The 20,651-nt window shown below is 48.4% G+C and carries 17 protein-coding genes; 5 read left to right on the forward strand and 12 right to left on the reverse strand.

What is annotated here, in order from left to right; translation table 11 throughout:
* Positions 1-38 precede the first annotated feature (38 nt).
* From AR543_RS00925 to AR543_RS00945, 5 genes are all read right to left on the reverse strand, one after another.
* The gene (locus tag AR543_RS00925; protein WP_060530997.1) at positions 39-2,057 is read right to left on the reverse strand and encodes a fibronectin type III domain-containing protein; all 2,019 of its coding nucleotides are present in this window, start codon (positions 2,055-2,057) and stop codon (positions 39-41) included.
* A gap of 122 nt (positions 2,058-2,179) precedes the next feature.
* Positions 2,180-4,165: a fibronectin type III domain-containing protein gene (locus tag AR543_RS00930; RefSeq protein WP_060530998.1), complete on the reverse strand. Its 1,986-nt coding sequence runs from the start codon at positions 4,163-4,165 to the stop codon at positions 2,180-2,182.
* Between the two features lie 315 nt (positions 4,166-4,480).
* Positions 4,481-5,311 (reverse strand): carbohydrate ABC transporter permease, encoded by an 831-nt coding sequence (locus AR543_RS00935; RefSeq protein ID WP_418304214.1) that lies wholly within the window; start codon positions 5,309-5,311, stop codon positions 4,481-4,483.
* 50 nt (positions 5,312-5,361) lie between these two features.
* Positions 5,362-6,237, reverse strand: coding sequence for a carbohydrate ABC transporter permease (locus AR543_RS00940; protein WP_227871808.1), 876 nt, complete (start codon positions 6,235-6,237; stop codon positions 5,362-5,364).
* Between the two features lie 131 nt (positions 6,238-6,368).
* A complete protein-coding gene (locus AR543_RS00945; RefSeq protein ID WP_087071237.1) occupies positions 6,369-7,658 on the reverse strand; it encodes an ABC transporter substrate-binding protein in 1,290 nt (429 codons plus the stop codon).
* Positions 7,659-7,871: 213 nt separating this feature from the next.
* On the opposite strand from AR543_RS00945, the gene AR543_RS00950 reads away from it, so the two are divergent.
* Together AR543_RS00950 and AR543_RS00955 are read left to right on the forward strand one after the other, a co-directional pair.
* On the forward strand, positions 7,872-8,336 hold the full coding sequence (locus tag AR543_RS00950) for a hypothetical protein (protein ID WP_060531005.1): 465 nt from the start codon (positions 7,872-7,874) through the stop codon (positions 8,334-8,336).
* Between the two features lie 60 nt (positions 8,337-8,396).
* Complete coding sequence (locus tag AR543_RS00955) at positions 8,397-9,239, forward strand: HNH endonuclease (protein WP_060531007.1); 843 nt, start codon at positions 8,397-8,399, stop codon at positions 9,237-9,239.
* A gap of 124 nt (positions 9,240-9,363) precedes the next feature.
* Here the strand turns inward: AR543_RS00955 and AR543_RS00960 are convergent, their stop codons facing one another.
* Genes AR543_RS00960 through AR543_RS00965 form a run of 3 tightly spaced genes read right to left on the reverse strand, consistent with a single transcriptional unit; the run spans position 9,364 to position 11,753 of the window.
* Positions 9,364-9,930, reverse strand: a complete 567-nt coding sequence (locus tag AR543_RS00960) for an acyl-CoA thioesterase (RefSeq protein WP_060531008.1) — start codon at positions 9,928-9,930, stop codon at positions 9,364-9,366.
* 51 nt (positions 9,931-9,981) lie between these two features.
* The gene (locus AR543_RS24170; protein WP_158523913.1) at positions 9,982-10,152 is read right to left on the reverse strand and encodes a hypothetical protein; all 171 of its coding nucleotides are present in this window, start codon (positions 10,150-10,152) and stop codon (positions 9,982-9,984) included.
* Positions 10,149-11,753: a TPM domain-containing protein gene (locus AR543_RS00965; protein WP_060531010.1), complete on the reverse strand. Its 1,605-nt coding sequence runs from the start codon at positions 11,751-11,753 to the stop codon at positions 10,149-10,151. The genes AR543_RS24170 and AR543_RS00965 overlap by 4 nt, the downstream gene beginning before the upstream one ends.
* 141 nt (positions 11,754-11,894) lie before the next feature.
* On the opposite strand from AR543_RS00965, the gene AR543_RS00970 reads away from it, so the two are divergent.
* From AR543_RS00970 to AR543_RS00980, 3 genes are all read left to right on the forward strand, one after another.
* A complete protein-coding gene (locus tag AR543_RS00970; RefSeq protein WP_060531012.1) occupies positions 11,895-12,554 on the forward strand; it encodes an MOSC domain-containing protein in 660 nt (219 codons plus the stop codon).
* Between the two features lie 15 nt (positions 12,555-12,569).
* Positions 12,570-13,091 carry a Crp/Fnr family transcriptional regulator gene (locus tag AR543_RS00975; RefSeq protein ID WP_060531014.1) on the forward strand — a complete coding sequence of 174 codons (522 nt, stop codon included), beginning with the start codon at positions 12,570-12,572 and terminating at the stop codon, positions 13,089-13,091.
* A gap of 265 nt (positions 13,092-13,356) precedes the next feature.
* The gene (locus AR543_RS00980; RefSeq protein ID WP_060531016.1) at positions 13,357-14,727 is read left to right on the forward strand and encodes a stalk domain-containing protein; all 1,371 of its coding nucleotides are present in this window, start codon (positions 13,357-13,359) and stop codon (positions 14,725-14,727) included.
* A gap of 124 nt (positions 14,728-14,851) precedes the next feature.
* On the opposite strand, the gene hmpA is transcribed toward AR543_RS00980, so the two are convergent.
* The 4 genes from hmpA to AR543_RS01000 all read right to left on the reverse strand — a co-directional run bounded on the left by hmpA (position 14,852) and on the right by AR543_RS01000 (position 20,549).
* The gene (hmpA, locus tag AR543_RS00985) at positions 14,852-16,081 is read right to left on the reverse strand and encodes an NO-inducible flavohemoprotein (RefSeq protein WP_060531018.1); all 1,230 of its coding nucleotides are present in this window, start codon (positions 16,079-16,081) and stop codon (positions 14,852-14,854) included.
* Positions 16,082-16,424: 343 nt separating this feature from the next.
* Positions 16,425-16,841, reverse strand: coding sequence for a FlxA-like family protein (locus AR543_RS00990; RefSeq protein ID WP_060531020.1), 417 nt, complete (start codon positions 16,839-16,841; stop codon positions 16,425-16,427).
* A gap of 176 nt (positions 16,842-17,017) precedes the next feature.
* Complete coding sequence (locus AR543_RS00995; RefSeq protein WP_082472071.1) at positions 17,018-18,100, reverse strand: pectate lyase family protein; 1,083 nt, start codon at positions 18,098-18,100, stop codon at positions 17,018-17,020.
* Between the two features lie 370 nt (positions 18,101-18,470).
* Positions 18,471-20,549: a methyl-accepting chemotaxis protein gene (locus tag AR543_RS01000; protein ID WP_060531022.1), complete on the reverse strand. Its 2,079-nt coding sequence runs from the start codon at positions 20,547-20,549 to the stop codon at positions 18,471-18,473.
* Between the last annotated feature and the right edge of the window lie 102 nt (positions 20,550-20,651).

Here is a 20,651-nt window from a genome sequence, read left to right on the forward strand (position 1 = left end):
GACGGCCTTTTTGCCAACTACTGATTTGTGGATATCATTTATCGGGTGTACGTATCTGTCGATACGGTAACTGCACCATACGTATTCACGGTTACACTATCCTGATTATTGCTGCTCGGCCCGTACACCAGATGAACTTCGCCAATATTAAAATTCAAAAGTATACCGCTGTTAACAGCTTCTTCCGTAGTAATCATGATTCCCTCATACTGGCCAGGTGTAACAGCAATCGGATCTTCAAGCAGAACATCTTTATTCAATGATGTGTAGCCGAACTGCTGAGTCACATCTATAGCGTCCAGCTGGCCGCTACCGATACGAATCCATTGCTTGCCCTGCAGCCCATAAATCGTAAATTTCTGTTCAACATGACTATGCGTTTTGGGAAGATAACTCGTAATTTGTACAGCGGTAAGATCGACCACTTTGGGAAATAACAATCCCAGAGAGTGCCCGGATTGCAGCTGATAAGCGGAACTCAAATTACCATCTATCGCATATTCGATATCCCAATCATGCTCGCCGGTACCGCTCAGAATCGTCCCCGCTGGAACAGGCTGACCGCTCGCAGGTGCCGAGATCGCTATCACTGCCGTATCGGATGGATTGGTCATATTTCCGCGAACGTGTGCACTGACCGTCACGTTATATTTTTGCCCATTTCGAAGTCCCGACAGGATATAGCCGGTATACGCACTAGCTGGCACCTTGATAGAACCGCTATCCGGGAAAAAGAGTGATTGATAATTGATCACATAATAATCGGCGCCCTTAACCCGATTCCATTGAATGGATGCTTGTCCATTCCCTCCTTTCGCCTGCATACCGTCGACACTACTTACTGAACCGGCATAGAACATAATCTCATACATTTCATTGCCATCTATGGATTCGGCTACTACGGTAATCCGGTCATACCGATCCGGTCTCACGAACAGGGTCTCCAGTAATACCGGACCCGGCTTTTTGGTCAGATCGTACGATTGTTGCCCTATCCTATTACGCTGTCCTTCCTTCCAGCCGTAGACAGTATAATTCACGCGGGTATCTCTTGGAACAGCTGCTATCAGCTGCAGCGAACTGACATACAGGGGAATCGGGAAATCCATAAAATAGGTCAGTCTTTTCTGCTTGTAATAGGTTGCTGATCCCCATGTCTGGTTGATATCACCGTCACCGATACTGCCCGCAAAGGAGTTGCCTCCGTCCGGATAATCCACCCCGAATCGGGTTCCCTGTGGAAAAACAGAAGCATCCGTGATCAGCAGGCATTGATCGGCGGAATAGTTGCCTGTCTGACCATTGACTACCGGAGCGACCAGCACATGGGTAATCTGCTCTCTGGGCAAATTCGGTATGATCCAGCGGTTGCCGGGCTGTATATCTCCGGGCAGCAGTTCTATCGTATTGGTGTAATTGCGCAGCTCTGGACCATAGCGAACAATATACTTTTCAGCGCCTGGTACCGGTGTCCAGCGCAGAGCCGCTTCACTGCCATTTACCGGCTCTGCGGCCAGATCGGCAATATACGAATGATCCGAAAATAGATGGATCGTGGACAACTCAATTGTTCGGTACGGTGCCTTTTTCACTTCGACAGCAGAGTAAATCAGTCGAATAGCATCATAGCTGCCTGGAGTGACTGCACGATAATGACCTTTCTCGCTGCGCTGCGGCTGCATGGCGTCGATATTTTTCCATTTGCCGCCGTCCTGTCCTTCCACCCGGTAATCCACATTGTCATTGGCGGACTCGCTAAAATATTGGGTAGTCACAGCTTGAAGATGCGTTTTTTGTGAAAAGCGCAGTGTAATAATGGCTTTCTGTTCATTGGTAAACCAGCCGCCACCGGTTGCGAGGCGGGTCCATGCTTCACCGCTTAATTCTCCCTGCGGCTCGGTGGTGATACGTGTACCGGTCAAAATCGGCATTTCTGTCAGGCCTGCTGCCGCTGCAGCTGGTGCTGCTTCTGTCTGCGTTACCGGCATCATACTGCACAGCAGCAGAACGATCATCATTATGGATACGTAACGCGTTAACCCCTTGTTTCTACTCATGTTTATCCTCCTGTATTTCGAATATCGTTCCATATACGCTGGATCAGAAAAGGAATGTATTCAGCAGATGAAAAGGAAAGGCTGTCCTGCGAGACAGCCTTCCGATTCGATGTTTAGATGAATTACTGAGTATACGTATCTTCGGTAACCGTATTCTGCGCTCCATACGTATCGCCTGTGACACTGGCTGGAGCCTGATTATCGCCATAGATCAATTTGATATCATTCAGGTCAATACTGCCCCAGTTGCCGTCCTGATCCACCTCACCGACTACCAGAATGCCTTCGTATTTGCCTGGTTTGACTGCGACCGGGTCCTGCAGCAGATCGTACGGATCACTTTTGAATCGGTACATCGGCGTAAGTGTGCTCTGACCGATCTTGATCCAGCGTTTGCCCTGCAGTCCGTAGATCGTATAGTGATGCATAGATGGAGCCATAGAGAAGCTGGAGATCTGCACACCTTTCAGACTGACCGGTGATGGGAAAGACAGACCAAATGTGCCTCCTGACCACAATGAATAGCCGGTCGTCATATAACTGTCGATAACGGAGTACGGATCATAAGCCGGTATCGGTTCTGCACTGCCGCTGGCAATCGTTCCGGCAGGAACTGCTCTGCTGATATTGGGTGCAGTCGCGCTGCCTATGACTTTCCCGGTCGGATTGACCAGCTGACCGTTGACGCTGGCATTGACCCGGAACGTATACTCCTGCCCATTGACCAATCCGTTAACAGGATATCCCTTGTACGCGTCTGCGCTTACCTGCATCGTGCCATTAACCGGATAGATTACCGATTCATAAGTGACCGTATAATAGTCTGCATCTGGCACTGGATTCCAGTGGAGCGTCACCTTGTGGTCTCCCCGCTCGGTCCATAGTCCTTCGACTGTAGCTTTATCGGAATCCCACAGAATCTCGTACGTTTCTACGGCTGTATTGGTCGAATTCACATGGATGGAGAGGCGATCATACCAGTCCGGCGTAATCGGGATCGGGTCCAGCACATATGGACCAACCCGCGCAGCCAGATTATAGGCTTTGTGTCCGATCTCGGTCGCTACGCCGTTTTTCCATCCATAGGCGGTATACGTAAGCGTCGTATCTGCCGGCACGGCTGGCAGCACCTGCAGAGAAGTCATATAGGTAGTCGACGGCATCTGGATATAATAATTGAGATCTTTTACATATCCTGATCCCATAGAACCCCAGGTACTGGTCATATTGCCATCGCCCAATTTGTTGTACAGCCAGCTGTTGTCCCACTCATTAATTCCAAAGCCGGTGCCTCCGGGGAAAAAGCGGAAACTCGGAATAATGATCGACATATCGACCGACCGATTGCCTTCACGTCCGTTCACAACCGGTACGACAATAGCATGATAGACCCTGTCCTTTTCCAGACCCGGAATAATAAAATAATTACCCGGCTGCCGATCGGATGGCTGGAGTTCTACCTGATCGGTATACTGTCCAAACTCCGGACCATATTTGACAATATATTTCTCGGCACCCGGCACTTCATCCCACTGTAAAGCCCCCTGCGTGTTCTGCCCTGGCAGCACATTGGCATTGCTTACCCGTGGCAGCTCCGACATCAGATAGATCGTCGTTACATTGACCGCCTTATCCGGATTTGTGTTAAAAAAGTTAATACGAATGCTCTTGTACCATCCTGGCGTCATCGCCCGCATATAGTAGGCATAGCCCGAAGGATCTTCCCAGGCAGACTGCATCTCGTCGATATCACGCCATTCTCCGTCAACCAGCCCTTCCAGCCTGAAATCCGTCGTGTTGCTCCCGCGATTCAGAAACGTCTTGAATCCATTCAAATAAATAGGATACGCAAATTCCAGTGTCATCGTGGCCTTGTTGGTATATACATCCCAGCCGCCGCCAGCTGTGATCCGTTCCCAGTCGTCACCATACAACTCCCCCGTAGGCGTAATAATCCGGGTACCTGCCGGAATCGGAATCACGTCCATTTTGCTAAAATCCTGCTGCTGTTCCGCTGCATGGATCACGCCGGCAGGAATTATACTGCCAAGCATCGCCCAGATCATCAATATGGATAGACCGCGCCATAACCCCTTGTTTCGCTTCATGTGATAGCCTCCTGGCTCATAATGGTATAGGTTTGTTTGTGCTGTCTTACACAAATGCGTAATTTGTAGATTCTGCGATACGCGTTACAACCTGTTTCTGCCATTTCTTTTTTTTTGGCGAGAGTACCTGCCGGAGATTATTTTGTCGTAATGCTGTCTGGAGTGCCGGACAGACTCTGTATGAATTCCCCCCTTTCCTTATTTCAAAATGTGCTTCTTCCCTATCCGGCCTTTTACACAAGAAAAGACTTTTGGGGCAGCTGGTTGAAGGTATACCTATGTAAATGGCAGCACAGAAAAGGATAAGCGAAGCGCTTATCCTTTGACTGCACCGGCCAGACCTTCCATGTAATAGCGCTGGGTGAACAGGAATACCAGAATAATCGGAATAACCGAAATAATGGTTCCTGCTGCAATCCAGCCAAAATTATACGAAAATTGACCATTCAAATATGTGAGTGCCGAAGCGAGTGGATATTTCTCCGGATCATCGAGGACGACGATCGGCCAGAGAAAATTATTCCAAAAAGCCATCACTTCGAGCAGCATAATAACAGCGATGCCGGGTTTGACCAGCGGCAGAACCAGCTGCCACCAGATGCGAAGCTCGGAGGCTCCATCCATTTTCCCGGAATCCCGGATCTCGGATGGAATCCCCTGGAACGTCTGACGCATCAGGAAAATATTAAATACCGATACAGCTGCAGGCAGCACAACGCCTAGATAGGAATTGCCCAGATTCAGCCACTGGATCGTCAGATAATGCACGATCATCGCCGTAGAGGACGGGATAATCATCGTCGTGATCAGCAGAGCGAATACCATATCCCGGCCTTTGAAACGGAACAGCGCCAGCGGATAGGCGGTCATGCAGGACAGTACGATGTTGAAGACTACCCCAAGTACGGTAATAATGAGCGTATTCATAATGTATTTGGGGAAATTCATATAACTCCATACCTGCACATAATTGCCGAAATCAATAAATGTCGGCCAGATCGCCGGCGGATTGGAGAATACATTGCGTCCCGGCATCAGCGAGACACTCAGTAGCCACAGGAAAGGTCCAGTCATCAGCAGAGCCAGCAACAGCAGCAGGATATACGTAAAGGTATAGCGTATGACCTTTCGCACCCGGCGGGCCATAATACCCGAAGATACAGCATTGCTGCGGGAATGTTCCATCGCTTTGTTCATCAGTAACTCACCCCGCCTCTCCGGTTCAGACGGAACACGAATATGCTGAGGGCACCTACAATGACACTTACAATCAGCCCCAGAGCCGATGCATAACCAAAGTTGAACTGCTCCAGACCTTTCTGGTAAATATACAGGCTGGACGTGAGCGTAGCGTTGCCCGGTCCACCCTGGGTCAGTACAAACATTTCGTCAAAGACACGAATCGCGCCCATCAGCGAGATGAGGGTACAGAACAGAATATGCGGACGCAGCAGCGGCACGGTAATCCGCAGGATCACCTGCCAGCGGCTGGCTCCGTCGATCATCGCCGCTTCATACAGCTCTGACGGAATCCCCTGCAGTCCAGCCAGATACAGCACCATATAATAGCCAAGGCCTTTCCACATCGTAATAAACATCAGCGCATATAATGCAGTGCTGCTGCTCGACAGCCAGCCTACCTGCTCCTGGATAATGCCCAGCTGCAGCAAAATATAATTCACGACCCCATTATTGCTGAACAGCCAGCTCCACATAAGTGCGACCGCGACCATGGAGGTGACAACCGGGATATAATAGGCAGCCCGGAACGCCTTGATCAGCGGCAGCCGGGTATTGACCAGAATTGCCATCAAAATCGAGAATATCTGGATAAAAGGGACAATCAGTACATAGACCAGCGAGTTCCACAGCGAGGTCAGGAAGCTTTTGTCCTGAACCGCAGTTACATAATTTTCGAATCCTACATAGTGAGTCTCGCCGATTACCGAATAATCGGTCAGAGACAATGGAATTCCGTAGATGATCGGCCATAATACAAACACAGCGACAATCAGCAATCCGGGAGCCATGAAGGCCCACGCGGCAAACGTCTCGGTTCTCATCCATCTCATTATGCTCGTCCACCGCCTTTGGAGGGTCAGTATCTTGCCTTCATTGCAGAGCCATACTCTGCAGATGCGACCGGGATTTAACGAAAAGTGATTTCACCTACATCTGTTCCTGTATCTGTTCCTGTTATTTTTTATTGTTTGAGTACCTGATTGACTTCTTGTTCAGCTGTATCCAGTCCCTGCTTCGGATCTTTTCCATTCAGGAAAATCTCCTGCAGCTGCAGCGCAATCGCCGAGTTCACATCGCCGGCATTCGGTACGCCGACCATATAATCGACAGCTTTGTCCAGACTTTCCGCGGAAGCAACTTTTGCTTCGGATTCCAGCTTGTTGTCATTCTGGGTAAAGAACGGATCTTTGATCGATTCCTTGGTGCTTGGCAGCGTATTGGCCGCTTTGGCAAAAGAAGTCTGATTCGTCGCATTGGTCAGGAACTTGGCGAATTCTGCCGCCTGCTCCGGTGCTGCCGATTTGGCAGGTACGACCAGATTCATCGTATTGGATAGACGCACATCCGCTTTGCCTGTCGGCAGCGGTACAGCTACCGTATTCTCATATACATCCGGCGCGGCTGTTTTGATAAAGTTAATAAAGGTAGGACCGGCGATCTCAAAAGCAGTCTGTTCACTGGAGTAATACTGGATCTGCTTGTCAAAGTTGGCGTCTTCACCGACCAGTACACCTTCCTGGATCAGCTGCTGCATGCGCTGGATCATCGACAGGGCTTCCGGCGTATTGAACGCTGCCGCTGTTTTGTCTTCGTTCAGGATCGAGATGCCTTCTACCGGGAACAGTCGTGCTGCGAAAGTCAGCGCATAGCCGTTCGCTCCGGTTTTCGCTTTGACCTGACGAGCCCATTCGTTCAGCTCATCACGTGTTTTGGGTGGATTTTTCGGATCCAGACCTGCCTGTTTTACCAGACGTGTATTCATGTACAATACTTCGGTACCGGTATACCATGGCAGGGCATAGGGTTTGTTGTCCAATACCGTTGAGTTGAAGATGCCTTCAAAGTAGGAAGCTTTCTCTGCATCGCTCAAATAAGGCGTCAGATCGGCAAGTGCTCCCTTGGATGCCATCTGATTGGCAAATTCAGTGTTCAAATTCACCACATCCGGTACGTTGCCACTGGCAATTCCGGTTAATAACTTATTAGAAATGGCATCATATGGATAATCGCTCCATTCGATCGTGACGCCAGGGTGACTTTTTTGGTATTCTGAAATCAGGGTATTAAAGTATTCATTAAATGTGGGCTGAAGCGCAATCGTCCAGAATTTAATGGTAACCTTTCCCTTTTCCTCATTCTTACTCCCGGTATCCGATCCGCACGAACTAAGTACAGAAGCGACCAACACAACGAGCAGACACAATATCGTAAAGCTTTTGATCTTCTTATTCACTGTCTTCATTCCTTTCATATGTTATCCAGCTTCCTTAGGTTCTACCGTCTCCATACTCTCAATATGTAACACATAACGGCAAAAAATAATTCTATACTTTTTTTCCACCCTTGACACGCATTATAGCAAATTAGGCAGTAACAAAAAAGGGATGTACAGGAATTAAAAGGTAATATAATAAGGAGTATCTCTATCCACCATGTCCAATACTCAGCAAAGAAGGTGAATCGCATGCAACCTGCATGGATTATCGTAATGGGGATCGTTATTGTTATTCTGGCCGTAATTAGCTGGATCGTTCACTCTTCCAAAAAAAGGGCCAAACCGGCAGCTGGCGAGACGCTGTCACCACCTTTCACGGCGAAAACGCCTGAATCCCATACTGGCAGCAAACCAGCTGCCAAGCCGCATAATGTTGTCGAACTGGCAGCCTTTCGCGAGCGCCGTTCGGCTACACGCCGCAAAACCGATACCGCTACCAAACCGGCAGAGTCATCCGGACGTCCTGCTGTTGTCCGTCCGCTGCCGCTATCCAAAAATGGCTTACCGCCATCCAAGCTGCGTATGCAAAAATGCTCCTACTGCAAAAAGGAGGTCAATCACCTGACCTTTTATGCCAATGATGACGGAAGTCTGGTAGGGGTATGCAAAGATTGTGAGCCCATTGCCAAACGACGTGACCTTTTACCGTTATAATAGAAAGAATCAACCCTGTTCATGATACAATCCGAATTTACTTGGAAATAGGTGAAAGCTATGCAGCAATCTCATCCGGAATATCTCCCGGAAACTACAACCGACTTGCCCGTACCTGCCGATTCATCTTCTGCAGAATCGCAAAGCGCTGACACGGCAGGTTCCAAAATCTGTTCCCGCTGCGGAGAATATCATCCGCTGTCGCATTATGCCCGGCGAACCGGGCGCAAATCTGGCAAAAGCCAGCGGCGAGGCACCTGCCGAAGCTGCCGCAAACAGCTCAAAAACCAGCTCGGAGATACACCGGAGACCGTACAGTCTGCGGACAAGGCAGACGTTCATGTACAGCCAATATCGGCGCCTACCTCCCATGTCCATGCAATCCCGGCGGTGGCCCAGCCTTCTCCTGAGACGCAACCGACTGCAAAAGCCATGCATATCACGGCAGTCCGTCCCAATCGACAGCTGCCTTCGATTGATCAAAAGGATATCCGCGGGCAGGGACTGGATCTGTCGATACTGCGTCCTACCCGCAAAGGTATTGTCTATATGCGCGGACGCACCGACAAAGGACGCCGCTGGCATCAGGAAAGCGATCTGGAGACCGCGATTGTACTCGTCCGGGAATACGCCGCAGTCGTCGTGAACAAGCATACGATTCGCCGCCTGTACAGCAATCGTGCTTTCCGGCGATATATTCTGGAGCGGGATCAGTATACGTGCTACTTTTGCGGTGGATACGGCGATACACTCGACCATCTGCTGCCGCGGGCGCGCGGCGGACATACGACGCCGCTCAACTGCGTATGCGCCTGCAATCTGTGCAATCAGGCCAAAGCCGATCATGATCTATCCCATTTTATCCAGCCAGAATCGACCGAATCCTTACCGGGCTCCGATTAGTGATGACCAGGCTCAACGGTTCGCCCCATCCAAAAAGCAGCCCTGTGTTCCGTACTCACTGTACGAAACCGGGCTGCTTTTGGCTGTTTCTGTTTCTGTTTCTGTTTCTGTTCCTTTAGGACTGTTATTCCCACGGATAATCAGTCGTCAGATAATCTGCAAATTCCTTGCTTTCTTCCCGGCGCTGACGGCGCATGGCAGCCCGCGAAGGCGCAGTTTCGTGCAGCTTGCGCTCTTCTTCGGTCTCCGGCACTACAGTAGGTACCTGCACTTTGCGCTTTCCTTCCCCTATCGCTACAAAAGTCAAAAATGCGGTTGCTGCAATATTGCGTTCACCGGACTTCAGATCCTCCCGAATCACTTTGACGAATACTTCCATCGAGCTGCGTCCCGTCCAGGTCACAAAAGATTCCAGTGTGACCGAATCCGATGGATTGATCGGATACAGAAAGTCCACCGAGTCGGTAGATGCCGTAACCGTATCGACCCGGCATAGCTTGGAAGCGGCAATAGAAGCGATATCATCAATATAGGACATCAGCTTGCCGCCGAACAATGTATTGTGGTTATTGACGTCTGTCGGGAATACGCGCGCCGTCTTGAAGCAGCGCGTCTCCCGTACATATTTGGTGGCTACCGGTTCGCTTGAACCGGCAGTAGCCGTGGATGGATGCAGATGGTTATTTTTCATGAGTTGATCTACCTTCTTTACGTTGGATATTCTGGCTGTCTGAACTATTTATTATTCGTGATAGTCTTCGCGGCTTTTTTTGAACTGTTTTATCGATTCAGGAAGTGGAGGCTCTGCTGTCGATGTTGCCAATCCTGACGACGATTGATTCAGAGCAGCGATGCCGGTAATCTCCTGTACCTCCTGCAAAAAGGCATCCAGTCTCGCAGCGGCCAGCATCATCGCTTCTTCCACCTCCGGCAAATGGATCGGGGGTTGATCAATCGACGTCGAACCTGCTCCAGCATATGGAAGCTCTCGTTCTGGGATTGCTGCGCAGCCAGCGCTTCTTCGGGGATACCGGTCAGCAGCTGTACGCCTTCGCGGTGACGGGCGCTCATGGTTTCCCAGTTCTCTATCAGCAGCTTTTTGTGCAGATCCAGCTCATCCCTGTAACCCAGAATCGCATTTCGCTGCTGCTGAATTTGTTCCAGTGCTGTTCTCACTTCGCGGCCAAGCGCATCGGCATGATCATACTGCCGATTACGTTCATCCAGTGCCTCGGCCATTTCCGGCAGCAGCTGTTCTACACGGAGCCGCAGCTCCTGCATTCTGATGTAGCGATCACGCTGCTCCTGGATATGCACTCTGGCATACTGTTCCCGCAGCAATTCCAATTCCTGCTCATACCGTTCCGGCAGCAGCTGCAATTGCTCCAGCTGCTGTGGGGCCTGCATCAGGATATCTCGGGAACGTTCCCGATCATTATATTCAGTATTTCTCTGCTGGCTCTGCTGCTCCGAAGATAGTCCGGACAGATCGGATAGCATTGCTGCTCCATTTCGACCTGTTGTATCCGGCTCATCATTCTTCGCCAGCTCTGTTGCCGGAGCAGCGATTCCGGCGATTTGCAGCCACTGCTCGATCCGGGCTACCTGTGTATTCAGCTGCTGCTCCAGTCCCTGAAGCTCCTTGGCAGGCCTGGCAGTGGAGAACAGCGAGATATTGCGCGACTCTATACATTGTCTCAGCCTGTCCAGTTGAATAGAGCATTTTTGTATTTCCTGCTCCGGCGCAGGCAGTATGAACGAGGCAGACGTGCCCTGATCCCGCGATTTGGCGCATATGAGCGAATCCAGCCGTTCTTTCCATTCCTCTACCCGTGCCCGGAGTCTGGCCTGACGACGATGCAGCTTTTCCGAAGCGACAGCCCGGATGATCAGCAGCACCAGCAGGGCGATTACCACGCCTCCTCCCAGCAAATACAGGATCACCTGCGGCAAGAAAGCCCTCATCTGATCAAGCAGCGATAGCTGCCCTGTCGCTGGTACAGCCTGGCTTGTATCCGGACTGGAGATATCGCCCAGCCCGTTAAGATAGTCACTGACTGCGATGACGCCACCAGCCAGATCTCCTTTTTTGGCATAAGGGACAAATTGACTGTCGGTTACACCTGCAATACTGCCGGCATTACTTCTGGCGATCCGCTTCGACAGCTCTTCGTTATCGAATACCAGATGCACATAATTAGGATCGGTGGTAATCATCAGCAGCAACTGATTGCCCGAGAATCCGGTTTGTTCATAAATGTCATTCGCCAGTTTCATTCCTTCGGACTGGCTCATTGCCGTGCCAGTAATCACGTACAGATCATATGTATGATGATCCAGCCTGGCATTCATCCGGCTAATATCCTCTTCGGCAAACAAACCGGCATGATCCATAATATGGCCTTGCTGTTTTGCTGCCTGTGCACTCTCTGGATACAGGCAAATATATACCGCAAGCAAAAGCAGCAGGATGACCGGCATATACCGAATAGTAGGTAGTTTGTTGTTCCTCATGATCGTTCCTTTCTCCTCAGAAGCATTCCACAGGGGAGACTTTCACAGGAAGAAGCGGCTTCCGAATTGTCTGTATACGTTATTATGATACAATTATCGGTATTAATGAAGAAAATCGTTTGCAAAAGGAGGCTATTCCCCATGTCGATGGAGACTACTGCTATCTTACCAGAATTATTATCCCTAAATACCGGACTGCCGGTCAATGTGGAGTGGGATGGCAAAACCGTATTCACCGGATTTATCAAAAAGCCCGTGCCTCATACGGTCGGCATCTCTGCAGACGGATTGGAGCAGGACGGTCAGGGTGATCTGAAAAACCACGGCGGCCCGGACAAGGCAGCCTGTGTTTATTCTGCCGATCATTATCCGTGGTGGAGCGAACAGATGAATCGTTCTTTCGAAGCGGGGGCGTTTGGCGAGAACTTTACGGTCAGCGGACTTCGGGAACAGGATGTACATATTGGCGATGTGTACCGGATCGGAACAGCTGTCGTACAGGTCAGCCAGCCGCGTCAGCCTTGCTTCAAGTTGTCGGCGCATCTGGAGCGCAAGGAAATGATTTTGCGTGTACGGGATACGGGGTATTCAGGCTTTTATTTCCGCGTGCTGGAGCCGGGTCAGGTTACGGCAGGAGACCGATTTGAATGGTTGCGCCATGAAGGGAACGGAACGACAATCGCAGACTGCAATCAGGTGCTGTATCACGAACGCGGAGACACTCCACTGCTGCGTCAGCTGCTGGATGAGCCGGCACTCGCTTCTTCACTGCACAAGCACCTCAGCAAGCGTCTTGGCTAGGGAAGGAGATAACTTATGATTATTCACAAAGGCGAGACTTTATTCCGCCAGGGAGAGAGCGGCCCACTGTACCGGATCAAAAGCGGACTGTTCAAGATTGTGCGTCTGCATGAAGATGGTAGCATGTTTTTATTCAATATTATCGTGCCCGGCGAGATGATCCCGCATCATTCCCTGATCAGCCCAATGAATTATCACGGCACAGCGATTGCACTGATTTCGGGAGAGGTGGAAATCGTGCATGCGGCCGAATGGTACGATCAGCTGAATCGCGATCCTGCCCGCTATCACGAAGTGGCTGCCCTGCTGCAGGACAAGCTGCGCATGATGCAGCAGCGGATCGACCAGCTCACCCGGGTCACCCCGGCAGACAAGCTGGAACAGCTACAGCACTGGTTTGCCACTTATCTCAAAGATATCCCGATCACCGAAATCATCACCCAGGACGAAATCGGCCAGCTGATCGGACTCCGGCGCGAGACGGTAAATCGACTGCTGCGTGCGCAGGCTAAAAAGCAGGACTCTTCCTTTTCGTAAGCTCAACTTTAATTTGTATCAAAATCGCTAAAGAACATCCAGTTTTGAAGCTGGATGTTCTTTTTTTGAGATTGATTTAACTATATATACAAAATACAAATAAAATTAGATAGATAGTTTATGCAGCGAGCAAATCAATATGAACTATAAAGTGTATACACTATACGGAAAGAAATACCGTTAATAAAGAAGAGACGAGACCAGCATCGGGCTATATCTTGATTTATGCCAGTCTTCTCAACTTGTACATAGAAGGGATTATAAAATGAATAAAATATGTAAATGGATAGTTGGTATACTCACTCTTTCATTATTTTTACAGCCTGGTTCAGGCTTCGCAGCCACTTCTACAGAAAAGCAAGACGAGATCGGAGCCAATACCCAGACTTTACCCAAGCTGGAAAATTACTCTTTGCAGATTAAAAGTAATAAAAATCAGAAGACGATAAATACCCAAGCTTTTATACAAGATGGCTTACTAATGGTACCTGCAGCAGACCTGCTAAACAACACTGGATTTTCTCTAAAAAAACTTCCTGGTTGGAGAGGGGAGTACCTAGCAGAACGAACAAACTTTCTTTCCAGTACTATTTTTAATCAATTAAAATTTACACCCTCTTCTACATTTTCTAACCTTACTCTAAATGAAGGCTTTAATGGGGAAAGTGAGGATCAATATTTCTTCTTGCCAACTTATCCTAATTTTACTCACGGACGCTTGTATGTTCCTCTTAAATTTATAGCATCCATGTTAAATTATGATGTTAATTATAATAAGTTTACTCATACTATTGTGCTTGATGATTGGGGAAACCAGAATGCAGCAGATATCCAGCAGGTTGGAGAATTTGTAAACCAATATATGAATGGAGCATTGGATGGATATAGCCCTGATCGTTCTTTGTATACTCCGGGCTTTCTGGAGCACGAGAGCAGCAGGATGAATTATACATTTGCACATGATCAATGGAGCAACCCTCAACTAACGCTCAAAAATTGGAATATTCGTCATCTTTTCTTCGTATCTCAAGATCGTGCATTCGTGAAAATACCTTATGAAGAAGAAGGAGAAGTGTCTCGAACTGCTGGCGCAATATGGCTCGATTTGCTCCGAATAGATGGAGTATGGAAAGTTGATGTGTCTACTTTCTGGTCCCAGCCTATCTATATAGATAATATCGACCAGAAAATTAAAGAGATTGAAATTACAAATCCTGAGAAAGTAAATGCGATTAAGTTGGGATTACATGCTTATTTTGATCAAGCCAATGCTAATGGTTTATCAATAGACGGAGACGCATCCGATTATAAAACGTATCTTAAAAATATTGAGGTACTATATGCAGATGATCATCTGGCCTATATACGTGCCACATATAATTGGTCTTTCAACCCAACAGAAGACAATTTTGAAAATTATAATATTTATTCAGATAAGGATTTTATTACAATGGAACGAGATTCAAAAGGAAGCTGGATCTATAAAGGCCACCTTGATTATAATTTAGATACTCCCATCACAGAAACAACGATTCGTGGAAATTATAATGGTGGACCCAGTATTAGATTTACAGCATTCGATGATTATTACCTCGATGATCCGAACATCAAATCCTCTGTTTCATTTTCTGAATAGAAGCAGTCAAACATTAAGCGCGGTTATATTCCACAACAAAGCCGAAACCCTTAGTATAAAGGGTTTCGGCTCTTTTCCGCATTTACTCACGCTCTATTTCAATCACTTTTTACTTTTAGCCTGCTTACTTCCCGCTCGCTACCAGACTCGCTGCTGGGCCAAAAAATTCATAATGCCGCTGCTCCACAGGAACCTCCAGCTGATCCAGTGCTGTATTGACCGCCTGCATGAACGGCAGCGGACCGCAGAAATAATAATCGGCGTTCAGATTTGGCACCATTTCCTTGAGCCAGTCGGGCTGCAGATAGCCTTCATAATGGAATACCGCATTCTGGCGATCCAGCTCGGTCGGCGTGCTGTAACAATAATACGCAGACAATCCCGGACATTCGCTGGCAATCTCCTCCACCTGACGGCGCATCGCGTGCAGCTCGCTGTTGGATGCTGCATGGATAAAGGTAATACCTGCTTGCGGCTGCTCGGCAGCCAGCGAGCGCAGCATACTCATCATCGGAGTCAGACCCACGCCGCCGCTGATCAGCACGACCGGACGACCGTGCTGGCGCTGCAGCTGGAAGTCTCCTGCCGGCGCGGACAGATACAGTACATCTCCTTCCTGCGCCTGCTCATGCAGATAGACCGACACCTGTCCAGCCGGACGCACATCATCGCCGTCTTCGCGCTTTACACTGATCCGGTAATACGGTTGCCCCGGACCATCCGACAGGCTGTACTGGCGGATCTGTTCATACGGTTGTCCCGGTACATGTACCTTGACGCTGATATACTGCCCCGGCTCGAATGAAGCCAGTTCGCCGCCATCCTGCGGCACCAGATAAAAGGAGGTGATCACTGCACTTTCCCGCTCTTTGCGCTGTACAGTAAAGGCACGGAATCCTTCCCAACCACCCGGCTGCTGCTCGGCCGCCTGATACATCTCCTGCTCAATCCCGATAAAAGCATCTGCGATAACGCCATAGGCTTTGGCCCATGCATCCAGAATCTCCGGCGTAGCCGCTTCACCAAGCACATCCTGGATCGCCTGCAGCAAATATTTGCCGACAATCGGATATTGATCCGGACGGATTCCCAGACTGCGATGCTTGTGGGCAATCTGTTTGACTACAGGTAAAATCTCTTCCAGCCGATCGATATGCAGTGCCGCCATATAAACTGCATTTGCCAGCGCGACCTGCTGCCGTCCCTGCTTTTGATTGGCATGGTTAAAAATATTCAGCAGCTCGGGATGAGCTTCGAACATGGTCTGATAGAATCTTTTGGTAATATGTACCCCTTCGGTCTCCAATACAGGTACAGTCGATTTGATCACGTTAATGGTATGGGTATCCAGCATATTAATCGCTCCCTTGGTTTTGGTCATTTGCTGCTCTGCGACTACAGCAGTGTATCGACGATCATACCGCCCAGCCTAAGCCTATTCGATAATATTCGCAAATTAATATTAATTTCAGATATCTCAAATTCTATTCCCATTGTATGGAATCATGAGTGATTGAGATCACACCAAACGTTAACGTTCGTTCACAATTACCAAGCGGATCGCTCTATCCCTCTGCAGCCTGCACAAAAAAGCCGTCCCCAAGGTGGACGGCTTTTGGCTTTTTAATCTGGCTTGAACTCTTCGATTCGGCTTTTCCGTAGAACAATCCATTCGGATCTATGATGCAGACTCGGGTCTAGATGCTCATATCGAAGCGGCTGCCAATTCCCATATCTGCCAGGCTGCGATTAGCCTGTGCCTGCTGCTTTTCCTGTGCTTTCTGGTTCTCTTCCTGCACTTTCTTCAGAGCTTCCAGTGCAGCCTGCTGGGCAGACTTAGTGGAATCGGTAGAGTCCGTGGATGAAGAACTGCTGCTGTCGGATGAATCAGAGCCGGAGCTTTTGCTGGCCTGGGCGATCTGGCGTTCAAGCTGCTGGATCTGCTGTTGAATCTGTTTGATTTGCTGTTCACTATCTGTACTTTTTTTGTCTGTACTGGATTGCAATTTGTTGAGCTGTGCTTCCAACGCTGTTTTCTGTTTTTCCAGCGCGGATGTATTACTGGTGGATTGGGTTGACGTATAGGCCACTGAAGAAGTGGATGAGATTTGCATGGATAAAACACCTCGGGTCCGTAGATTACCCCTATCCTTGCACCAGTATTCCCTTTTTGTTTATCGGCAGAATACGTTAATTTGTGTATATAGCCAATAGAAAATAACCATACCATCCGGCATAATATCCGGACAGTATGGTCGTTTTTAATAATAGAACAGTCCAGGCCGAGAGATTACGGATACTGCAGAGCTGTGTTTTGTGCGCCTGCATAGCTTAGAGCATATTGCTTGGCAGCAGCAGGACTCATTACGGAATAAGAGTAGTTACTGGACGGCTTCCAGGAAGTTACCGGCAGATTGGATGTAATCGCCGGGGACGAACCGGTATCCTTGAATTGGCCGCTCAGTTTGGTACTTGGATCAACATTGATGATTGCGCTGTTGCCATCTGCATTAAACGCATTGCCTTCAGAATAAATTTTGGCATTGGTCGCTACAGTGAAGCCCAGTTTGAAGTTTTGGATCAGGTTGTTTTTGACATGGAAATAACCGTAACGCATCAGACCGGGAGCGCGTGTATAGACGTTATTGAAATAGTTGTTGGTCATTGTCAGATGCGGCAGGCCGGTATATTGTTTTACGCTGGCATCGTCATCGTTGGGCCATCCCAGGATCAGACCATAGCGATGATTGGTGAATTTGCTGTTGGAGATGGTAATATAATCTGCTCCGCTGCCCACATACATCAATTTATCCAGATCATGTCCATTTGGATCGTATCCGTGACCTTCGAGCGTAACATGATCGACCCAATAATTCTGTCCATTGTTAATGTACAGCGGAATATCATTGTTTTCGTTAATATTTGCCGTATGAGCAATCACCAGATTTTTGAAGATTATATTGCTTGAACTGCCGGTTGTTGTCAGATACACATTGGTCAGCTTGTTATTATTGTAAGCGCCAACAATTGTTTTATTGGCTCCCAGGTTAACCAGCGCTTTGCCGGAAGAACTAATATTTCTGCCTACAATAACCGTTTTTCTCTGGGTATCCCCTACCTGCTGCTTCAGTTCATCCAGTGTATTTACCGTAACTACAGCGCCTCCATTACCACCTGTCACCGCTGATTTGGATTGTCCATATTCATTTTTGGCATTACCTGCAAACCCGGTCAGACCCTGCATGGGATCGGGATAATTGCTGGCTGCCTGGGTTGAGGGAGCTTGAAGTGCGGTGCCCAGACCGATGCAGAGAACAGCAGTGAGAAGCCACCGGGGAGTATGTAGAGATTTGTTGTTTAATTTTTGTACCAATGTATTTCCTCCTTCATTTGAATGCATAATAAATTAATTTCATATAACAGCAAATTTATGCATCTATTGAATTTTAAAGGAAATATTGCATAATGAAAATGTTATAATATCGAAGGTTATTTTTGCATTTGTATAGTCATAAATATTTATTATGATTTAAGTATCAACAACTTTTGTATGATATACGAGCTATAATCATATAAATATAACGAAGTAACCGATTCGGACGTTTGCTGTCGTATCAAGCAATAGCCTACAAAAAAGACACTCTGTATAGATCAGAGTGTCTTTTTTGTCTGGCTCCAGCTGACTGGTTGGCACAGCATACTGAATAATTATAATTTCGATCCTGCAATCGGATCATGACCGATCAGAACTTGAACTGGCTCACCAGTGCTCCGAGACGTTCTGCGCTCTCGCTCGTTTTGATCGCTTCGATAGATACTTCATTGGCTTTATCAAGTACAGCCTGCGTAGCTCCGGCAATCTCTTCGGTGCCGTCGGCGGACTCATTGTTGGAAATAGAAATCTCATTAATCGCCTGCGCCAGATTCTGCACAGATGCGCTCAGTTCTTCGCTGGTTGCGCTGAATTCGCTAACCATACGGTCGATATAACCGGCATCGTCGAGGTAGGATTTGCTCGTCTCCTGCATCATCTGATAGTCTGCGCCGATCTCGGTCACCAGGAATTCCATCAGGCGGGCCGTATACTTCTGCAGATTGTTAACCGAGTTCACGACTTGATCGGTAATGCCCTGAATCTGTCCAACCGTATCTTTGGAAGCATCGGCCAGATTGCGGATTTCGTTGGCTACCACGGAGAATCCTCTGCCGGCTTCACCTGCACGCGCTGCTTCAATCGAGGCATTGAGTGCAAGCAGATTGGTCTGCTTGGTAATCTGCAAAATAGACTCACTGAGCGATTTGATCATTTCAACCGATTGGGATTGGGCCAGAGCTTCGTCCAGACCGGCTTTGACATCATTGTAGACCACAGTGGTCGCTGCAATCGATTCATCCAGCTTGCTTTTCAGTGAGCCGGCACGTTCGTTGATCACACCTGCCTGTTCGGCTCCCTCCTGTGCACCTACAGCGATTGACTCGATTGCTTTTTCGAATTCGATCGTCGAAGCGCTGATCTCCTGGGAAGAGGCAGCAGTCTGTTCCATACCGGCAGACATATTTTGCGTAGTCGCCGATACATCCTGCAGCTTCTGGTTCATATCCATAAAGCCTACTTTGGCATGACTGCTCGCTTCGCGCAGCTGGTTGATCTCGGCATTTACCGCCTGGATCATACGGTGTGTGGACTGCTGCATCGCATCCATAGAGCGGATCAGCACACCTGTCTCGCCTGCGCTTTGCTTGTATTTATCCGGCAGAATATGCGAATAATCGCCTTTGGACATACGTTCCAGCTGCTGGGAAGCCAGCTGTACCGGACGCACAATACTGCGCACGACCAGGAACAGTACAATCGCTGCCAGAATCAGACTGATGACTGTAATGATAATCATCGTAGTAATCATGGAATGCACACGATCCATATAGATGCTTACCGGCTGCATGGAGATGATATCCACATTCAGATCTTTATCTTTTACATAAGAAGCCATATAGCGTTCACCGTTCATGGTGATAAATCCGCTGCCTTTGTCCTGAGACTGGATCTGCTTGTACAGTGTACCGGAATCCAGCTTGCTCAGGTCTGTTTTCATAATCTGATCCTTGTTCGCCGAAGCGATGATCAGGCCTGCTTTGTTGATAACTACAGTATTCAGCATACTGTCTCCATCCTGCTGAACTACATCCTGCAGCAGTGTGTTCACAGTGAGCGGCGCTCCAAAAACATTCAGTGAATCGCTACCGGCCGCTTCTTCCTGTTCATCTGCATCATCGCCGCCAAGTACATTACCGACGACGATAACTGTGCTGCCGGATACCGGAGACACCATAATGTCGCTCATAAAAGGGCCCGGCTTCTGCTGTACTTTGGGATACCATGGATCGGTCTGGGCAGTCAGCTCGTGACCTACCGAATTGCCATTGATACCATCCATATAAATCTTGCCGTCATGGGAAAAGAAAATATTCTCATAGAGCCCATTCGACTCTTCCAGCTTCTCGGTGATATTTTCCTGAATCCGCTGGAACTGCTCCGGATTTCCTTTACCCGTTGTATTTAGATTATTAAAAAAGTCCACGTTATACGGATCTTCTACAATCGCATCCGCTACAGCGACCTGGGACTTGATCACCATATTCAGTTCTTTCGACTTTTCCTGGGCAATCGCTGCCAAAGACTGGGTATTCGCCTGTTCATACGAACGGGTCACCGTATACCCCACCGTCACCATTGCCAGCACCATCGGGACAATAATACACAAAGCCGCAATGCCCAGAATACGGGCAGATAGGCTTTCCACACCTTTTTTTATAACATTCATACAGTACAGTAACTCCTTATTCGGTAATAGTATTTAAAAAGACTACGCCATCTTTGATAACCTATTCTCTCTTTTTGTCAGTACAACAGTAGATCAATATTC

This window comes from Paenibacillus bovis (assembly GCF_001421015.2).
GTDB lineage: Bacteria > Bacillota > Bacilli > Paenibacillales > Paenibacillaceae > Saccharibacillus > Saccharibacillus bovis.